This is a genomic window from Geovibrio sp. ADMFC3 (assembly GCF_054687035.1).
Genome location: NZ_BAAFZG010000002.1, coordinates 1,499,346 through 1,515,940, shown reverse-complemented (window position 1 = coordinate 1,515,940; position 16,595 = coordinate 1,499,346). Strand labels below are relative to the sequence as shown.

General features: G+C 46.6%; 15 protein-coding genes. 8 read left to right on the top strand and 7 right to left on the bottom strand.

Features of this window, described 5'->3' with window-relative positions:
- From ACYRYY_RS07590 to ACYRYY_RS07570, 5 genes are all read left to right on the top strand, one after another.
- The gene (locus ACYRYY_RS07590) at window positions 1-750 is read left to right on the top strand and encodes a thiamine pyrophosphate-dependent enzyme (protein WP_460215007.1); all 750 of its coding nucleotides are present in this window, start codon (window positions 1-3) and stop codon (window positions 748-750) included.
- Window positions 747-1,295 (top strand): 2-oxoacid:acceptor oxidoreductase family protein, encoded by a 549-nt coding sequence (locus ACYRYY_RS07585; protein WP_460215006.1) that lies wholly within the window; start codon window positions 747-749, stop codon window positions 1,293-1,295. Before ACYRYY_RS07590 ends, ACYRYY_RS07585 begins: the two co-directional genes overlap by 4 nt.
- Window positions 1,296-1,485: 190 nt before the next feature.
- Window positions 1,486-2,475, top strand: a complete 990-nt coding sequence (pta, locus tag ACYRYY_RS07580) for a phosphate acetyltransferase (protein WP_460215005.1) — start codon at window positions 1,486-1,488, stop codon at window positions 2,473-2,475.
- Between the two features lie 13 nt (window positions 2,476-2,488).
- The gene (locus ACYRYY_RS07575) at window positions 2,489-3,739 is read left to right on the top strand and encodes an acetate kinase (RefSeq protein WP_460215004.1); all 1,251 of its coding nucleotides are present in this window, start codon (window positions 2,489-2,491) and stop codon (window positions 3,737-3,739) included.
- 367 nt (window positions 3,740-4,106) lie between these two features.
- The gene (locus tag ACYRYY_RS07570; RefSeq protein ID WP_460215003.1) at window positions 4,107-4,484 is read left to right on the top strand and encodes a hypothetical protein; all 378 of its coding nucleotides are present in this window, start codon (window positions 4,107-4,109) and stop codon (window positions 4,482-4,484) included.
- Window positions 4,485-4,519: 35 nt separating this feature from the next.
- On the opposite strand, the gene ACYRYY_RS07565 is transcribed toward ACYRYY_RS07570, so the two are convergent.
- Genes ACYRYY_RS07565 through ACYRYY_RS07555 form a run of 3 tightly spaced genes read right to left on the bottom strand, consistent with a single transcriptional unit; the run spans window position 4,520 to window position 7,641 of the window.
- Window positions 4,520-5,413 (bottom strand): GGDEF domain-containing protein, encoded by an 894-nt coding sequence (locus ACYRYY_RS07565; protein ID WP_460215002.1) that lies wholly within the window; start codon window positions 5,411-5,413, stop codon window positions 4,520-4,522.
- A gap of 3 nt (window positions 5,414-5,416) precedes the next feature.
- Window positions 5,417-5,860, bottom strand: a complete 444-nt coding sequence (locus ACYRYY_RS07560) for a response regulator (RefSeq protein ID WP_460215001.1) — start codon at window positions 5,858-5,860, stop codon at window positions 5,417-5,419.
- The gene (locus tag ACYRYY_RS07555) at window positions 5,860-7,641 is read right to left on the bottom strand and encodes an ATP-binding protein (protein WP_460215000.1); all 1,782 of its coding nucleotides are present in this window, start codon (window positions 7,639-7,641) and stop codon (window positions 5,860-5,862) included. The genes ACYRYY_RS07560 and ACYRYY_RS07555 overlap by 1 nt, the downstream gene beginning before the upstream one ends.
- A 117-nt stretch (window positions 7,642-7,758) precedes the next feature.
- On the opposite strand from ACYRYY_RS07555, the gene ACYRYY_RS07550 reads away from it, so the two are divergent.
- Both ACYRYY_RS07550 and ACYRYY_RS07545 read left to right on the top strand, forming a co-directional pair.
- On the top strand, window positions 7,759-8,235 hold the full coding sequence (locus ACYRYY_RS07550) for a hypothetical protein (protein ID WP_460214999.1): 477 nt from the start codon (window positions 7,759-7,761) through the stop codon (window positions 8,233-8,235).
- Window positions 8,232-8,642 (top strand): SoxR reducing system RseC family protein, encoded by a 411-nt coding sequence (locus ACYRYY_RS07545; RefSeq protein ID WP_460214998.1) that lies wholly within the window; start codon window positions 8,232-8,234, stop codon window positions 8,640-8,642. Before ACYRYY_RS07550 ends, ACYRYY_RS07545 begins: the two co-directional genes overlap by 4 nt.
- Before the next feature lie 43 nt (window positions 8,643-8,685).
- Here the strand turns inward: ACYRYY_RS07545 and hisD are convergent, their stop codons facing one another.
- Genes hisD through ACYRYY_RS07530 form a run of 3 tightly spaced genes read right to left on the bottom strand, consistent with a single transcriptional unit; the run spans window position 8,686 to window position 13,411 of the window.
- Complete coding sequence (gene hisD / locus ACYRYY_RS07540; protein ID WP_460214997.1) at window positions 8,686-9,957, bottom strand: histidinol dehydrogenase; 1,272 nt, start codon at window positions 9,955-9,957, stop codon at window positions 8,686-8,688.
- 2 nt (window positions 9,958-9,959) lie between these two features.
- Window positions 9,960-11,012 (bottom strand): diguanylate cyclase, encoded by a 1,053-nt coding sequence (locus ACYRYY_RS07535; RefSeq protein WP_460214996.1) that lies wholly within the window; start codon window positions 11,010-11,012, stop codon window positions 9,960-9,962.
- A 2-nt stretch (window positions 11,013-11,014) separates the two neighbouring features.
- The gene (locus ACYRYY_RS07530) at window positions 11,015-13,411 is read right to left on the bottom strand and encodes a DNA polymerase I (protein ID WP_460214995.1); all 2,397 of its coding nucleotides are present in this window, start codon (window positions 13,409-13,411) and stop codon (window positions 11,015-11,017) included.
- A 321-nt stretch (window positions 13,412-13,732) separates the two neighbouring features.
- Between ACYRYY_RS07530 and ACYRYY_RS07525 the strand changes: the two genes are divergently transcribed.
- The gene (locus tag ACYRYY_RS07525; RefSeq protein WP_460214994.1) at window positions 13,733-14,818 is read left to right on the top strand and encodes a branched-chain amino acid aminotransferase; all 1,086 of its coding nucleotides are present in this window, start codon (window positions 13,733-13,735) and stop codon (window positions 14,816-14,818) included.
- Between the two features lie 42 nt (window positions 14,819-14,860).
- Here the strand turns inward: ACYRYY_RS07525 and ACYRYY_RS07520 are convergent, their stop codons facing one another.
- Complete coding sequence (locus ACYRYY_RS07520) at window positions 14,861-16,543, bottom strand: methyl-accepting chemotaxis protein (protein ID WP_460214993.1); 1,683 nt, start codon at window positions 16,541-16,543, stop codon at window positions 14,861-14,863.
- Window positions 16,544-16,595: the final 52 nt, after the last annotated feature.

Here is a 16,595-nt window from a genome sequence, read left to right as displayed (position 1 = left end):
ATGAGCATTGTTTTTCAGAAACCGGAAAGCTTAACGGAAAAAACAACGATCTTCTGCCCCGGATGCAGCCACGGAATTATCCACAGGCTTGTGGGCGAGGCTCTGGATGAGCTTGAACTGCGTGAAACTGCTGTGGGTGTTGCTCCGGTGGGATGCGCTGTTCTTCTTTATGAATATTTCAGGACAGATATAGTGGAAGCTCCCCACGGCAGAGCTCCTGCTCTTGCTACGGGTATAAAAAGGGTGAGACCGGATCTCACCGTATTCAGCTATCAGGGTGACGGCGACCTTGCCTCCATAGGCATGGGCGAGATTATGCACGCCGCAAACAGAGGCGAGATGATCACCGTTATCTTTGTGAACAACGCCAACTACGGCATGACCGGCGGACAGATGGCTCCCACCACTCTCCCCGGACAGAGAACAACCACAACCCCCACAGGCAGGGATTGTGCCGCTCACGGCTCACCGTTCAGAATGGCGGAGATAATGGGCGCTCTTGAGCCTGTGGTTTACAGCGCAAGGGTAAGCGCAGCTACACCGGCTAAAATTATGAAGGCTAAAAGAGCTATCAAAAAAGCCTTCCAGAACCAGAAGGACAAGAAAGGCTTCTCATTTGTTGAGGTTCTTTCCACATGCCCGACCAACTGGGGCATGACTCCTCTTGATGCTGTTCAGTTTGTTGAAAAGGACATGGAGGCATACTATCCCCTTGGAGTGTTCAAGGATACGGACGGGGGTGATAAATGATTTTTGAAAGCGTAATGGCAGGTTTCGGCGGGCAGGGTATCCTCAGTGCCGGAATGATGCTTGCACATATTGCCTCACACAAGGGGCTCAATGTTACGTGGTTTCCCTCATACGGGGCGGAGCAGCGAGGCGGAACGGCAAACTGCACGGTGGTTATTTCTGACCTTGAAATAGGTTCGCCCATCGTGACAGCTCCTGCTTACGGACTGATAATGAACATGCCTTCGTTCAATAAATTTCAGCCCCGTTTCCGCAAAGGGGCTAAAGCGGTGCTTGACACAACCCTTGTTGATCCTTCTGCGGTTACAAGGACTGATGTGGAGTTCTACGGGCTCAGTGCAGGGGATATAGCAAGGGATCTCGGAAATGTGAAAGTCGCCAACATGGTTATGATAGGCGGTCTTCTGGCTGTTTCCGGTCTTTTTACCCTTGATGAGGCGGTGATTGAGCTTCCCAATGCTCTCTCGAAAAAACATCATGATCTGATACCTCTGAACGAGCAGGCTTTGTCCAAAGGGTTCAGTGAGATTAAAAAAATAAACTAATAATTAAACAGGGCGTCCTTCGGGACGCCCGCTTTGCTTTAAGAGTCAAAAATACATACTTGATAAAACCCTGCTGAGCAAAGGGCTGCGGTACATTTATAAGGATGTGCGGGATTCATAAAATTTTCTATTGAGTTTTTTAATGTAATCCTCTAAAACAAAATACTTTTCTATTTTCGGAGGTTCTGATATGTCGCTAATGAATAAGTTCTGGGACATCGCCAAGTCCAGAAACAAGACAATTGTTTTGCCGGAAGGAACTGATGAAAGGACAATAGACGCCGCAAACGCCATAGTTGAAAACGGACTCGCCAAAGTTATAGTTCTGGGGGACGAAAATGAGGTCAGGGGACTTTTTGAGAAAAAAGGCTACGCAGTAAAATGCGAAATTATCGACCCCAAAACCAGTAAATATCTTGAAGACTTTACCAATGCCTACTACGAAAAAAGAAAATCCAAAGGCATGACTATGGAGGAAGCCGCCGAAAGTATGAAAGACGTGCTTTACTTCGGTTCCATGCTTGTGGAGAAAGGCATAGCTGATGGTGCTGTGACCGGCGCCTGCCACACCACGGGTGACGTTCTCCGTGCGGCTATCCGTGTTATCGGAACAAAAAAAGGGATGAGAACGGTCTCAAGTTGTTTCATCATGGTTACTCCTAAGCCCGAGTTCGGAAAAGACGGCGCAGTCCTTTTTGCCGACTGTGCGGTTATTCCCAACCCTGATGCAAGAACTCTGGCTGAAATAGCCCTCGCCACTGCGGACAGCTGCAAGGCTTTTCTTGAGGTTGAACCCAAGGTTGCTCTTCTCTCGTTCTCCACAAAGGGGAGCGCACAGCACGAGGATGTGGACAAAGTGACCGAAGCTCTCAAAATAGCTAAGGAGCTTGCACCGGAACTTGCCATTGACGGTGAGCTTCAGGCGGATGCGGCACTTCTCTCATCTGTAGGTGCTAAGAAAGCACCGGGAAGCAATGTCGCAGGTATGGCAAATGTGCTTGTTTTCCCTGATCTTGATTCAGGAAACATCGGCTACAAACTAGTGGAGAGGATAGCCGGAGCGGAAGCTATTGGTCCTGTGATTCAGGGTCTCGCCAAGCCTGTTAATGACCTTTCCAGAGGCTGTAAATATATGGATATAGTAAACGTTGCCGCCATCACGGCTGTTCAGGCTGACTAAGGGGGGAACGCTTATGTTTATACTTGCGCTTAACTGCGGAAGCTCATCCGCAAAATACCAGCTTTACGACTGGGATAACAAACTTGTTATCGCCAAGGGAGTGGTGGAGCGTGTCGGTATCGGTGACTCGTTCATTGTTCACGAAGTCGAGGGCAGACCAACCTACAGGGACGAGTATGAGTGTCACGACCACGGCACTGCTGTGGAGCTTATTGTAAAAACCCTCACCGCTTCGGAAACGGGAGTTATCAAAAGCATGACCGAAATATCCGCCGTGGGGCACAGAGTTGTCCACGGAGGAGATAAGTTTAAAAGAAGCGTGAGGCTTGATGCTGACGTTATAAAAACCATTGAGGATGTTCAGCACCTTGCACCGCTGCATAACCCGCCCAACCTTGCAGGTATCAGGGCAGCTTATGAAGTTCTGCCGGATGTTCCGCAGGTTGCGATATTTGACACTGCATTTCACCAGACAATGCCCGACTACGCCTATATGTATGCTGTTCCCTATGAATGGTATGAGCATTACGGCGTAAGGCGCTATGGTTTCCACGGAACAAGCCACCTTTACGTATCCAAAAGGGCGGCGGCTCTCCTCGGTAAAAATTCCAAGGACTGCAATATCATCACAATGCACATCGGCAACGGTGTTTCCCACACCGCAATCAAGAACGGAATCTCCGTTGATACATCAATGGGGCTTACACCTCTTGAGGGCGCAATAATGGGAACAAGATGCGGTGATATTGACCCGGCTATTCCTCTGTTCATGCAGGGACAGCTGGATATTGACTACCGCAAGATGGACACGATCCTTAACAAAAAGTCCGGTATGCTGGGCATCAGCGGTAAATATACCGACAGAAGGGATATTCTTCAGTGTAATTTCCCTGACAGTAAGGACAGATGCCGGCTTGCCATAGATATGGAAGCTTACAGGCTCAAGAAATATATAGGCACGTACTATGCTGTTCTCGGCAGGCTGGATGCCATAGTTTTCACCGCAGGTGTGGGTGAAAATGCGGGAATAATCCGCCAGAAGGCGCTGGAAGGGCTCGAAGGCATGGGGATAGTGGTTGATGAGCAGAAAAATCTTTCGACCTTCTCCAAACACGGCGAAACCGAAATTTCTACTCCGGAATCAAAGGTTAAAGTTTACGTTATCCCAACTAATGAAGAGCTTGTGTTTGTTGAGGATGTTGTGGCTATTCTTAATGGAACTTATAAGGACCACACTGAGTACGAGTATTCATTTTTAAAGTAAATCAGAAAAAGCTTTTCTTAATAACCGCCGTATCGTCAGTAATGCTGGTACGGCGGTTTTGTCTTTCTAAACACTGAATTATTAAGAGGATTTGAGCGCCGTTTAGTTTGCTAATAATAAAATTTTGTCTGATTACACTTGAATTTTATTTTTTACGGCACATCTTTTAAACAGCACTTATCAGAACCTGAAAACACAATAATTAGGATTTTAAATTTTTGATGTGCGGGGCACAATTCAAAATATTTGTTAAACCCTGATTAAACAAGGCTCGGCTGAATTTTAAGAAAAACACAAGTAAATATTTCTTAGTTGCATGCTGACTAAGCCGATAGGTATGGTATAATATTATAAACTGGAGGGTGCGATGATGAAACGCTTGGAAATTGCCCTGCAGGAGCAGGAAAAACTTAGGGTTGAAGCTGTAATCGGCAAGCTCGCCGTGCATATAGAAGAACGCAGTGAAGCTATGCGTATTGTCGGAACTACGGAAGATCCTTACATAGTTGAAAACGGCGGGCTCAAACTCATAGCCGAGAAACTGGACTTCCTTTTTGATGACACGCTTTCCTTTGACTGGTTCAGAGAAAATGTGCATGAAGGCTACGGCATAAGCCTTAGCCGTGAAAAAGATGAATTTTTGAACCTTGATGATCTTTTCGATATTGACGCTATCGAAGACAGAGAGGAAAAAGAGGTGGACATCCCGGAGTATGTGGTGATGGCAGCCGCAATATCAAGATAATCCGCAGCCCTGCTGTTTAAACGGCGGGGCTTTTTTTATAAGGGCGCATTTCTGCGTTTCTTTTTCTCCTCGTACATCACTTCATCGGCCGTTTCCAGAAGGGCGTCCAGTCCCGAACAACTGTCGTTGCAAAAAGCACAGCCTATACTTGCTGCGAGAGTGTATGAGCGTATATCTGAACCGTTGAGCTTGCTTATTTTATCCTGAAGTCTTTCTTTGACAGTGCCTGCATCCGCAGAAGATTCCAGAACGACTGCCGCTGCGAACTCATCCCCGCCGAGGCGGGCGAGAACATCCGACTCTCTGAATGACTTCCGCATAATGTCAGCCATATCAATGAGCGCCTTATCTCCTTCAGAGTGTCCGAGGGTATCGTTAATTCGTTTCATGCCGTCCAGATCAATGAAATAGATGGTGAAAATACCTGTACTTCTCCGGCTTATCTTCAGCAGCTCGTCCGCTTTGATCATGAATCCACGCCTGTTGTTCAGCCCTGTCAGCTCATCCTTGAATGACATGGTATGAAGCTGGAGAACGGTTTTCTGGCGTTCAATGGCATAGTTTATGGCTCTTACAAGCTGTTTTTCATCAAACTGTCCCTTAACTATGTAGTCCTGCGCTCCTTCACGTACGGCTGAAAGTGCTATTGTCTCGTCATCATTTCCGGTTAATACCACAATGGGCGTCTGAGGCGTTGCTTCCTTCGCCTTGGTGAATGTTTCCAGCCCGAAGCTGTCCGGCAGGGCAAGATCAAGCAGAACCACATCAAAGGCTGACTCAGAGATTGCATCAAGGGCAAAAGAAAGCCTGTCCGCTTTTTTACACCTGAAATCAAACTGGGGACAGTCGTGGAGCATTATTTCAATAAGCCTTGCATCGCCCGGATTATCTTCCACTATAAGAACATTCAAATGCGTCTCTTTGTCCATACATCACCCTTCCGGCAGGAAAGCAAGCTTAAGCCAGAACTGCTCAATCGTTTTCACCACATGCTCGAATTCGTCCAGATCCACCGGTTTCTTTATATATGAATTCGCATACAGCCCGTATGCGGTTTGTATATCCTTTTCAGATGAGGATGTTGTCAGCACGATAACCGGAATGCTTTTCACACTTTCGTTCTGTTTAACGTCCGCCAGAACTTCCCTTCCATCCTTGCGGGGAAGGTTTAGATCAAGAAGTATAAGATCCGGTCTGGGGGCGCTGAAAAATTCGTCCTGCCTGTAGAGAAAGCGCAGGGCATCCACTCCGTCTTTTACTACATTTATGTTGCAGGGTGTATCAATATCCCGGAAAGCTTCCTTAAGAAGGCGTGCGTCTCCTGCATTGTCTTCCACAAGAAGGATTTCAAACGGAGTGATTCTGTTAGTTCCCATTATTCAAGTCCCTTTCCCTGCAAGGTGAAAGTGAAGTCGGAGCCTTTTCCTTCTGCGGATTCCACAGAAATCTCACCGCCGTGGCGCTCGACTATTTTCTTGCATATGGCAAGCCCTATGCCTGTTCCGGGGAACTCTTCCTTGGTGTGGAGCCTCTGGAATATTACAAAAATTCTGTCCAGATATTTTTTATCTATGCCTATACCGTTATCTTTTACCACAAACCTGAACAGATTGCCTTCTTTTTTGGAAGTTATTTCAATTTCAGGTGTTACTCCTTCTCTGCGGAACTTAACCGCATTGCCTATGAGGTTCTGAAAAAGCTGTATCATCTGTGAATTATCAGCCATAACGGTGGGCAGCTTGCTGTACTTTATCACAGCGCCTGTTTCTTCTATGACTCCCTTAAGGTTTGCCTTAACAGCCTCAAGCACGCTGTTTAGATCCACATGGCTGAAGTCCTCGCCCTTTGTTCCCACACGGGAATAGCTGAGAAGGTCGTTTATCAGCACCTGCATACGGTTTGCACCGTCGACAGCGTAGTTTATGAATTCATTTGCATCGCCGTCCAGCTGGTCTTTATAGCGTTTTGCCAGAAGCTGAGTGTAGCTTGAGATCATGCGCAGAGGCTCCTGAAGATCATGGCTTGCGATGTAGGCAAACTGCTCCAGTTCCTCGTTAGAGCGTTCAAGCTCTTCTGTCTGTGCTTCAAGCTCACGGTCACGCTCCTGCAATGCCTCCGCCATCGAGTCAAATGCCCTTGCGAGCTGCCCCAGATCTCCCCGTCCGGATCTGATTCCTGTGCGGATGGAGAGATTGCCTGCGCTTAGTTCCTTGGTGACGTTTACCAGCCTGTTTATTTTATTCAGAGCAAACAGACTGCCTGCAACCCATGCCGTTATTAATACTATGGTGCTGAAAACTATCCATACGCCAATATAGAAGAAGACTTTTTTCACAGGCTCCATGGCGAGTTTTTCGGGGATGCCAACCATAAGGCGGAGGTTTGTGCCCTGTCCGGTCATTGTGGTGAAACCAAACAGACGCTTTTCACCGTCTAGACCAATGGCACGGAACATACCGTCATTATTATTCTGCATCATTTCCACAGCTTTTGATCTGCCTATGCTTTTGCCTATCCAGTCGCCGGCATCGGGATACATAGCGAGTATTTTGCCTGAGCTGTCCAGAACTGTAAGAGTTGTTCCTTCGGGAAGCTGTGAGCCAGCGGCTATGGCACGAAACCATGAAAGATTGAAGGTTGTGGAGAGAACGCTTTTCACCGCTCCGTTGTCTTCAACAGGGAAGGAGAGACTGAACTCCGTTGCTCCGGTCACAAGCCCGAGTCTGTATGAACCGAAGTAAAACGAGCCTTCGGAAACAGCTTTTGTAAACCATTCTGTGTTGGTGGGGATGCGGGTTATGGTGAGAGGTCTGCCGGAACAGACTATAGAGCCTGAGGCATCCACCAGAAGTATGTTTTCGTATGATGGGTAAACATCTATTAGGTCAGTAAAAATCTTCTCACATGCAGGGGCGTCCATATCCCTTATCTGGGGTATTTTGGAGAGTCCCAGAAGCAGATGCTTTGTCCCGTTCATTGCGCTGTTGTTGTGTTCCGCTGCGTAGCGGGCAAAGCGGTGCGCATCCTTCAGGGCTCTGTCCATTTCATAGCGTATTTCAGAAAACGCAGTGAACAGCAGAACTCCCAGAGCAGGAATCACCGCGAACAGCACCAGAAGAACCAGTCTGCCCCGCAGTCCAGAGATACCTATTGCCATATCCGGTAACCCCTCCTTCTACATGCTGAATTTAACACATAAAAGCCCAATAATTCAACTCCCTTGACAGCTTATGCCTCGGGGATTAAACTCGAATGTTATATATACGGAGTATAAATGGCGAGAATTGACGAGAGTGAATTTTTTCACAAAGCAATGATGATAACCAAAGCGATGTTCCCCGGAGTCTTTATTTACCTTGTATTTGCCGGATTCGCCGAGGTTCTTGAGTGGAATATTTTTCTGTATCTTTCACCGGATTATGTAAAGCAGACGGGCTTTGTGTTCGTTGCTTTGTCTGTTATCTCTTTCCCTGTTTCCAGAGAGATTGAAAAACATGCGGCAAAGAATGCCGAAACCGGTGATGGTCTCCTTAAAAGACTGTATTATGCAACGCTTATTAATCTCGGTATAGGCGAGATTTCAGCATTTTTCGGCATAATCATCTATGTTATGTCTGGAGATATAAGGTATTTCTTCCTGTTTTTTAACATCTGCCTTCTGCACATAATCCTTAACAGACCAACGTATGATAAATGGAAAAAGTACATGTGTGACCGTTTCACGTCACTGCCCGGCGAGGATGATGAATGAAGGCGGGAACTAACCTTTCCCACAAAGGCTTAGTGGTGGAGGCGGACAGCGGCAAAGGCGTGCTTGTTGAGGTTGTCAGAAGCGGGGCATGCGGAGACTGCAAAGAAAAAGGCTCATGCGGAATGACCGAAAGCGGTTCAATGTTTCTGCGTCTGAAAAGTACCCGTTCCCTTAAAAAAGGGGATGAGGTGACTGTGGAAATATCCCGCCGTGAGTTTTACCGCTCTGTAGGGATGGTATATATCGTACCTGTGGTGCTGATGCTCATTGCTGCTGTTTCTGCTGATTCTGCGGGCTTTTCCGAGCTTATGACCGCGGCTGTGACTCTTGCCGCTCCTGCGGTGTATTTTCCCCTTCTGCGCATTTTCCTCAAAAACAGCAGCCGCACAAGCTATAAGCTGAAGTAGACGGCGGGGAAGCTTTTTGAAGGCTTCCCCGGTAAGCTTTTGATTATTTCTTCTTCTGTCTTATTGCGGCAGAGTTGCGGTGGGCTATCAGCTCTTCGTGTTCTGCGAGTGTGATTATATCCTCCATGTCTTCAGCAAGCTGCTTCTTGGAGTAGTAGAGTATGCTTGAACGCTTCACGAAGTCGTACACTCCGAGGGGTGAGAAAAAGCGTGCCGTCCCTCCGGTGGGGAGAACGTGGTTGGGACCTGCTATGTAGTCTCCCACTGGTTCCGGCGTGTATTCACCGAGGAATATAGCTCCGGCATTTTTAATTTTAAGCATCATCTCCATGGGGTTTTCCACACAGAGTTCAAGGTGTTCCGGGGCTATTTCATTCGCCACCTCGCATGCCTCTTCCATGTCTTTCACGACGATGATTGCTCCGTAGTTTGCCAGTGATTTTCCTGCTATCTCCTTCTTGGGGAGTGTTTCAAGCTGTTTTTTAAGCTCTTCCTCAACCTTTTCGGCGAGTTTTTTATTATCCGTAACCACAACGGAGCTTGCCAACTCATCGTGTTCTGCCTGCGAGAGCATATCTGCGGCTATGTATTTGGCTTTTGCGGATTTATCCGCAATTATGAGTATTTCGCTGGGACCTGCGATCATGTCTATATCCACCTGACCGAAAACCATTTTCTTGGCAAGTGCTACGTAGATGTTGCCGGGTCCCACAATTTTGTCCACTCTGGGGACTGTTGCCGTTCCGTATGCGAGAGCCGCTATTGCCTGTGCCCCGCCGATTTTAAAGCCCCTGTCAACTCCTGCGAGGTATGCCGCAGCAAGTACCACAGGGTTAACTTCTCCGCCTGTGGCGGGCGTGGTCATGATTATCTCCTTAACCCCTGCAACCTTTGCCGGAAGGGTGTTCATTAGTACGCTTGAAGGATAAACCGCTTTGCCGCCGGGAACGTAAACACCCGCTCTTTCCAGAGGTGTGACCTTCTGCCCAAGGAATGTGCCTTCGCTTTTTTCATACATCCATGTTTTTTCAAGCTGTTTTTCATGGAAGGAGACTATGTTGTCCCTTGCCTTTTCTAGAGATTTTTTTAAGGCAGGGTCAAGGGCTTTGTATGCTTTTTCCATTTCATTGCGGGTGATTTCCATCTTTTTACAGTCGAAACGGTCAAACTTCTGAGTGAGTTCCACAAGCGCGGCATCACCCTCTTTCCTGATTCTGCTTATTATCGAGAGAACAGTCTCAAGATACTGCTCATCAAAGGATTCGTTTCTGCCGAGTATTGTTTTAAGTTTTTCGTCGGTTCTTTTTATTATCATTTTCAAATACCTGTAAATTTGTTTTTGCCGTCGTTCTTGCTTTCATAAAGCCTTGAGTCGGCAAGTTTTACTATCTCCACACTTTCCGTTCCGGCGGGCAGATCTTTGGGAATCGCCACCACTCCGCCGCTTATTCCGGCGATTCCTTTATAGCCTGTTTTTTCAAACACCTCACCCGCAACTTCTCCAAGCTTGGAGCAGATGGAGGCTATATTAACTTTTTCGTTCTCAGGGATTATAATAAAAAATTCATCCCCGCCGAAACGCCCCAGTATGTCGCTTGCTCTGAGGTTTTTTCTGAAACCGCTGCATATATCAACAAGGATGTTGTCGCCTACCAGATGACCTTCTCTGTCGTTAATAGCCTTAAAGTTGTCAATGTCAGCCATTATGAAGTAAAAGCCTTTGCCGTAACGCTGATGCCTGCTTATCTGGGCGCTTATCAGCTCTCCCATTGCCATTTTGTTATAAACCCCCGTGAGGAAGTCTGTTCTTGCCTGCCTGTATATTATCTCTGTGTTATGAAGTTTTTTAAGGGCAACCATCACCACGAAGGAAAGCTCCTTCACAAAATCCATTGAACCTGAGTCCTCAAATCTTTCTGTATCTTTACTGAAGAGGGCAAGGGCGGCGATTATTTTCCCATTTTCGGTGATGGGCGCAATAAGATATGAACCTATCTGCTCCTCAACCCTGAACTCGCTTATAATGTTCATGGTATCTTTGCCGGAGTAGGGGCGTTTTTCAAGAAAGAAGTATTTAAACACCTTTTCAGGATGGAAGAATATTTTATCAGCCATGTTGTCTGTTCTGCGTTCAAAGTCCAGAATATCTGAATTGAGGAACAGGACAGCCTTATCTATATCAAAGATTTCGGCAAGATAGGTAAGCGGTTTTTCTGTTACTTCCGCCAAAGAACCTGAAAGGAGGAAGGCATATTCCACTATTCTGAAACCGCCGTGCTTTGCCTCATTCTCCCTTACGAGAGTGATAAGCTTCTCAAGCTCGTCCTTAAGCTCTCTGTTTTCTTTGATTACCGTGTCGAGTCTTCCCATTGTTATTTAAGCTCCCCGAGATTTTTACCTGTAGAACCGTTGACCGAAAGCGGAACCCGCAGACTGGCGGCGCTTTCCATTATATCCTTCACTGCCGGAAAGAAGCTGTCCGCAAGATCTTGCCTCACCTCGAAAACAAGTTCATCATGAAGCTGAAGAATAAGGTGGGCATCCAGCTTATTTTCTTTAATATATTTATCGCAGTTCAGCATTGCCACCTTGATTATGTCCGCCGCAGAACCCTGCATCTGGGTGTTCACTGCGACACGCTCGCCTTTCATCGCAACCGTTCTGTTTCTGCTTTTTATGTCAGATATAAATCTTTTTCGTCCGAAAATCGTTTTTGCAAAGCCGTTTCTTTTCGCTTCTTCAACAGTTTCAGCTATAAATGTTTTTACTCCGCCGTATGTGGCGAAGTATTTGTCTATGAAGATCTGCGCTTCCTTGGGGTTTACTCCGGTATCTCTTGAGAGCCCGTAAGCGGAAAGCCCGTATATTATACCGAAGTTGACGGCTTTTGCCATGCGGCGCATTTTTGAATCAACATCCTCTTCCGGCACTCCGAAAACCTTTGAGGCGGTCTGCGTATGAATATCCAGTCCCTTTGAATAAGCGTCAACTAGAGCTGCATCCCCTGTGAGGTGGGCGAGGATACGCAGCTCGATCTGCGAATAGTCGAATGATACAAAAACATAGCCGTCCTCCGGCACAAAGGCGGAGCGGATTGCTTTTGCAAACTCTCCCTTCTGGGGAATATTCTGCATGTTCGGCGCAGTGGATGAAAGCCTGCCTGTTGCTGTTCCCGTCTGCTTGAATTCAGTATGGATGCGCTTTGTGCGGGAATCTATGAAGTTTATCAGCGTGTATGTGTAGGTTGAGAGCAGTTTGCTCAATTCCCGGTGGCGCAGGATATTCAATATAACTTCTGCGTGGTCAGGGTTGTAGACTATAAGATCACGCAGAGCCTCTTCCGATGTGGAGAAGCCGGTTTTGGTCTTTTTAACAGCCTTTATGCCAAGTTCGTCATAAAGAAATGTGGAGAGCTGTTTGGGGGAATTGAGGTTGATTTCATGTCCCACAGCGTTTATCAGAGTGTTCTGAAGCTGGATAAGCTCTGTTTCAAGGGTTTTTGCCACTTCCCGTATTCTTTCCGGATCAAGCTTCACACCCTTTTTTTCCATCTCCGCCAGAACGTATGATGTTTCTATCTCCATCTCTTCATAGAGCTTTTTCAGGTCATTTTTTTCAAGATTATCTATTTCATCCGCCGCAGACTGTCTGATGCGTGAGATAAAATCCTCCGCCTGCTCATCCTTCATGGGACGCAGCCCGCCCTGATCAGGCTCGTTCATCCAGCTTATCAGCATTATGTCTCTGGGATTTTCCGGCTTAAGCCCTGTTTCCTTATAGATATGCTTAAGATCATAAAGTACAGCATCCTGCGGGATGGAATCCGGCGTTTTTACTTCCGCCTCCTGATCCTTATGCTGTGTCCATATTTCGCCGTTTATGCTTGCGATCACTGCGAAATCAGTGTCTACCGGCGGTTTATCTGCCGCAGGGGCATTCGGCTTTGCAGAACCCTCGCCGAAGAGTCTGCGGAGAATTGAGTTCATCTCAAGGTCACGGAGCTTTTCTTCAAGCACCGCATCGTTTTTATCAGGGCACACCACATCAAGGTCATCTATGAACTGCAATGTGGCAAGCTCACGGCTGAAAAACGCTTTTTCCTTATCATTCTCAAGCTTTTCCTTAAGTTTGCCTTTGACTTTGTCTATATTTTCATACACTCCTTCCAAAGTGCCGAATTCGTTTAAAAGCTTCTGCGCCGTTTTTTCACCGACTCCGGCAACTCCGGGGATGTTGTCAGATGTGTCTCCACTGAGGGCGAGCATATCCAGTATCTTTTCCGGCGGAAGACCGAACTTCTCTGTGACTTCCGCCGAACCCATAGGTGTATTTGTGGAGAGATCAAGGATTTTTACCTTGCCGTTCACAAGCTGGTGGAGATCCTTATCTTTTGTGGCTATGTAAACTTCGCCTTCAAGGGTGAGAGCGAGGGTATTTATGGTGTCATCAGCCTCAAACCCGTCAATACAGAGAACAGGTATCCCCATAAGAGGAATCATCTCTTTTAATGCTTCAAGCTGGGGTATCATATCCTCCGGCATCGACTCACGGGTGGCTTTGTATGCTTCGTGCATTTCATGGCGTTTTGTTTTTTCCTTTGAATCGAAAACAACGTATATCCCGTCGGGGCTGAGTTTTTCCTTCATTGATAAAATAAACTGGAGAAAACCGTGTATTACCGCAGTGGGAAAGCCTTTGCTGTTGGTCAGCGGGCGTGTGGCATAGAATGCCCTGTATGCTATGTAATTGCCGTCGACTACTAATTTCATTAACTTCTACCTTCCTGATAATTCAGAAAATCAGCTCTCTGCCGAAATTCCAGATACACATCGAAATGTGTGTCTGTATTTATGAAAAATGCCATTAATGGCACGATTTTAGATACGCATTTATCTATTTTATGATAAATTGGGGTTCTTGTATATGGTTTTATCCCCTTGACAGGGCGGTTTTGTTCCGTTAATCTTAAATAAGTCTAGGTTGACTAAACTGTATCGCATTTTTTATATGTAAACTGTACCGGTCTGCGGCGGACTTCTGTGCAGATCAACCCCGCCGTTTTTGTACGGCAATTTATAGAAGGTGTTAGGATGAAAATCGAATTAAAACTCAAACCCCAATCAGAAAGACGTCAGGACCTCTTTAAGCCCGAAAATCCTCTGCCTTTCGGACAGCTCCGCACTGATCACATGTTTGTCGTGGATTATGCGGACGGAGTCTGGAAAGACGCAAGGATTGTCCCTTACGCCAATTTCAGCATAGCCCCCGGAGCAACAGCCCTTCATTATTCTCAGGAAATTTTTGAAGGTGCAAAGGCTTTCATGCACCCGGACGGTGAAATTTACTCATTCCGTATAGATAAAAATGCAAAAAGGATTAATATCTCAGCAGATATAGTCTGTATGCCCCGTATAGACGAAGAGCTTCAGATAGAAGGAATCCAGAGGCTGATCGATGTTGACAGAAAATGGTTTCCCATTCAGGAAGGAGCATCGCTTTACATACGTCCGTTTATGTTCGGAACGGAAGACATGCTCGGCGTTAAACCCAGCAAAACATATACTTATGCAGTTATTCTTTCACCCAGCGGTCCATACTACCCCAAAGGGATAAGCGAACCTGTGAAACTGCTCATAACTGACCGTTTCCACAGGGCAGCCCCCGGCGGAACAGGCTCATCCAAAACCGGCGGGAACTACGCTTCCTCACTCCGTGCCGGCGAATACGCATACTCCAAGGGCGCAAGTCAGGTTCTGTATCTGGACTGTACCAACACATACATTGAAGAATGCGGCGCCATGAACCACTATCACGTTATGAAGGACGGCACTGTGGTTATTCCTGAATTTGTTGAATCTGTACTCCGTGCCATCACTTCCGAATCTGTTATTGAGCTTCAGAAGGAACTTGGACGCAAGGTTATTCAGGAGAAAATACGCATAGATGACTTTATCAAAGGAATAGAAAACGGTGATATAGTTGAGGCAGGCGGTTTCGGAACTGCTGCTGTTGTATCTCCCGTGGGTTCTTACATTTTTGAGGACGGACGTGAGCTTAAAGTCGGTGACGGTAAGATAGGCAGCGTCAGCAAATCCATCTACGAATACTACACAGGCATCCAGAACGGCAGAGTGAAGGCTCCTGCAGGATGGCTGAAAAAGGTTGAAAGGTACTGATAAAGATTAAACAGGGCGGGGCTTGAAACCCCGCCTTTTGTTTTAGATTTTAAACTTATTTACCAGAAGTTTGAGTTCATCCGCCTGAATCTGCAGGCTGGATATTGTGGAGGCAACCTCCTGAAGAGCTGATGAGCTTTCCTCTACGCCGGAAGCTATTACCTGAGTGCTTTCGTTTATGTTCTGAATAGCCCCCACCTGTTCCTCCACAGCCGACTGGATTATGCCGTTTACCCTGCTCATCGTATCCACTGCCTGAACAATATGTTCAAAGGTTGCTTTAGTGTCGTTGATTATTTCCACTCCGCCTTCAACCTTGGTCTTGGCATTTGTCATCTCTGTTGAGGCGAGTTTAGCCTCTTTCTGAAGGCTTTGGATTATGTTGGATATTTCTCCTGTGGATGTCTGGGTACGTTCTGCAAGTTTACGTACCTCATCAGCAACTACTGCAAAGCCCCGTCCGTGTTCTCCGGCTCTTGCCGCCTCTATCGCCGCATTTAGGGCAAGCAGGTTTGTCTGGTCTGCTATATCCGTGATAACATTAAGTATGTCACCAATGCGTGAGGATGATTCCAGCAGTCCCTGAATTGTTGTGCCGAGAGTTTCCACATTTCCTTTAATCACAGTCATTTCATTGACTGCATCCTGAAGCTTATTGTTTCCTTCTATTGTGAGAGCGTTTGTCTCGTCTATATTTTTTCTTCCTTCATCAATGGAGCCTGAAACTTCCGCAGCAGATGCCGTCATCTGTTCTGTGGCGCTTGCCACTCCTGAAATCTGCGCTGCCTGATTGTTCATGGTGGTGGAAAGCTCTTCTGTGGATGCGGCAAGCTGTGTGCTGCTGGATGCCACTGTATCGGCATTCATCATCACTGCCTGAATTATGTCACGGAGCTTGCTGATAAATTCGTTGAAATATCTGCTCAGTTCACCGACTTCGTCATTAGTGTCCACAACAATTGCCTTGGTGAGGTCACCTTCCCCTTCTGCTATCTCTTTCAGTGAGGATGAAACATTTTTGATGCTGCCTGAAATGCGCCGTGAAATATATATGGCTGCGGCGATAATCAGTCCGATGGATATTACCGCTATTAAAATAAACTTAATAACCACCGCACCTATTTCACCGGCGGTTCTTTCCCTGATCTTTGCGACTTCCTTGTCTATGTCGTCAATGTAGAAGCCTGTGCCAAGCACCCAGTCCCAGTCACTGACAGGAACAGAGTAGGAAAGCTTTTTTGCAATGGTTTTTTCCGAAGGCTTATCCCACAGGTAAACAAGATAGCCGCCGCCATTCTGCGCATTTTTGACAAGTTCACGGATGAGGTACAGCCCTTCCTTGTCCTGCACATCCCACATAAGCGTTCCTTCTCTCTGGGGAGTAGGCGGCAGAAGAACGTTAACGCCTTCATAAGTGTATATAAAGTAGTAGCCGTCTGCTCCGTAAAAGAGATGGCGTATTGCTTCCTTAACTTTGTACTGTGCCTCCTCTTTTGTGAGGGTTGTATCTGACATTATGGTTTTTACGGATGTTTTCGCCAAATCAATATAGTTGCTCAGTTCGGCTTTTTTGAGATTCATCATGGTTGTTTCAACAAGAGTAATTTCCTCGTTCCCCATTTTCCGTATGTTGCTTATGCTTATAAATGCAAGCACGAAAGATAGGATCAGTACGGGAATTACCGCTGAAAGCAGGATCTTTGAACCGATCTTCAAATTAAACATTTCCACACCGCCTGAAAAAAAATGATTGTGAATGAACTGTAGTGTTACCTAA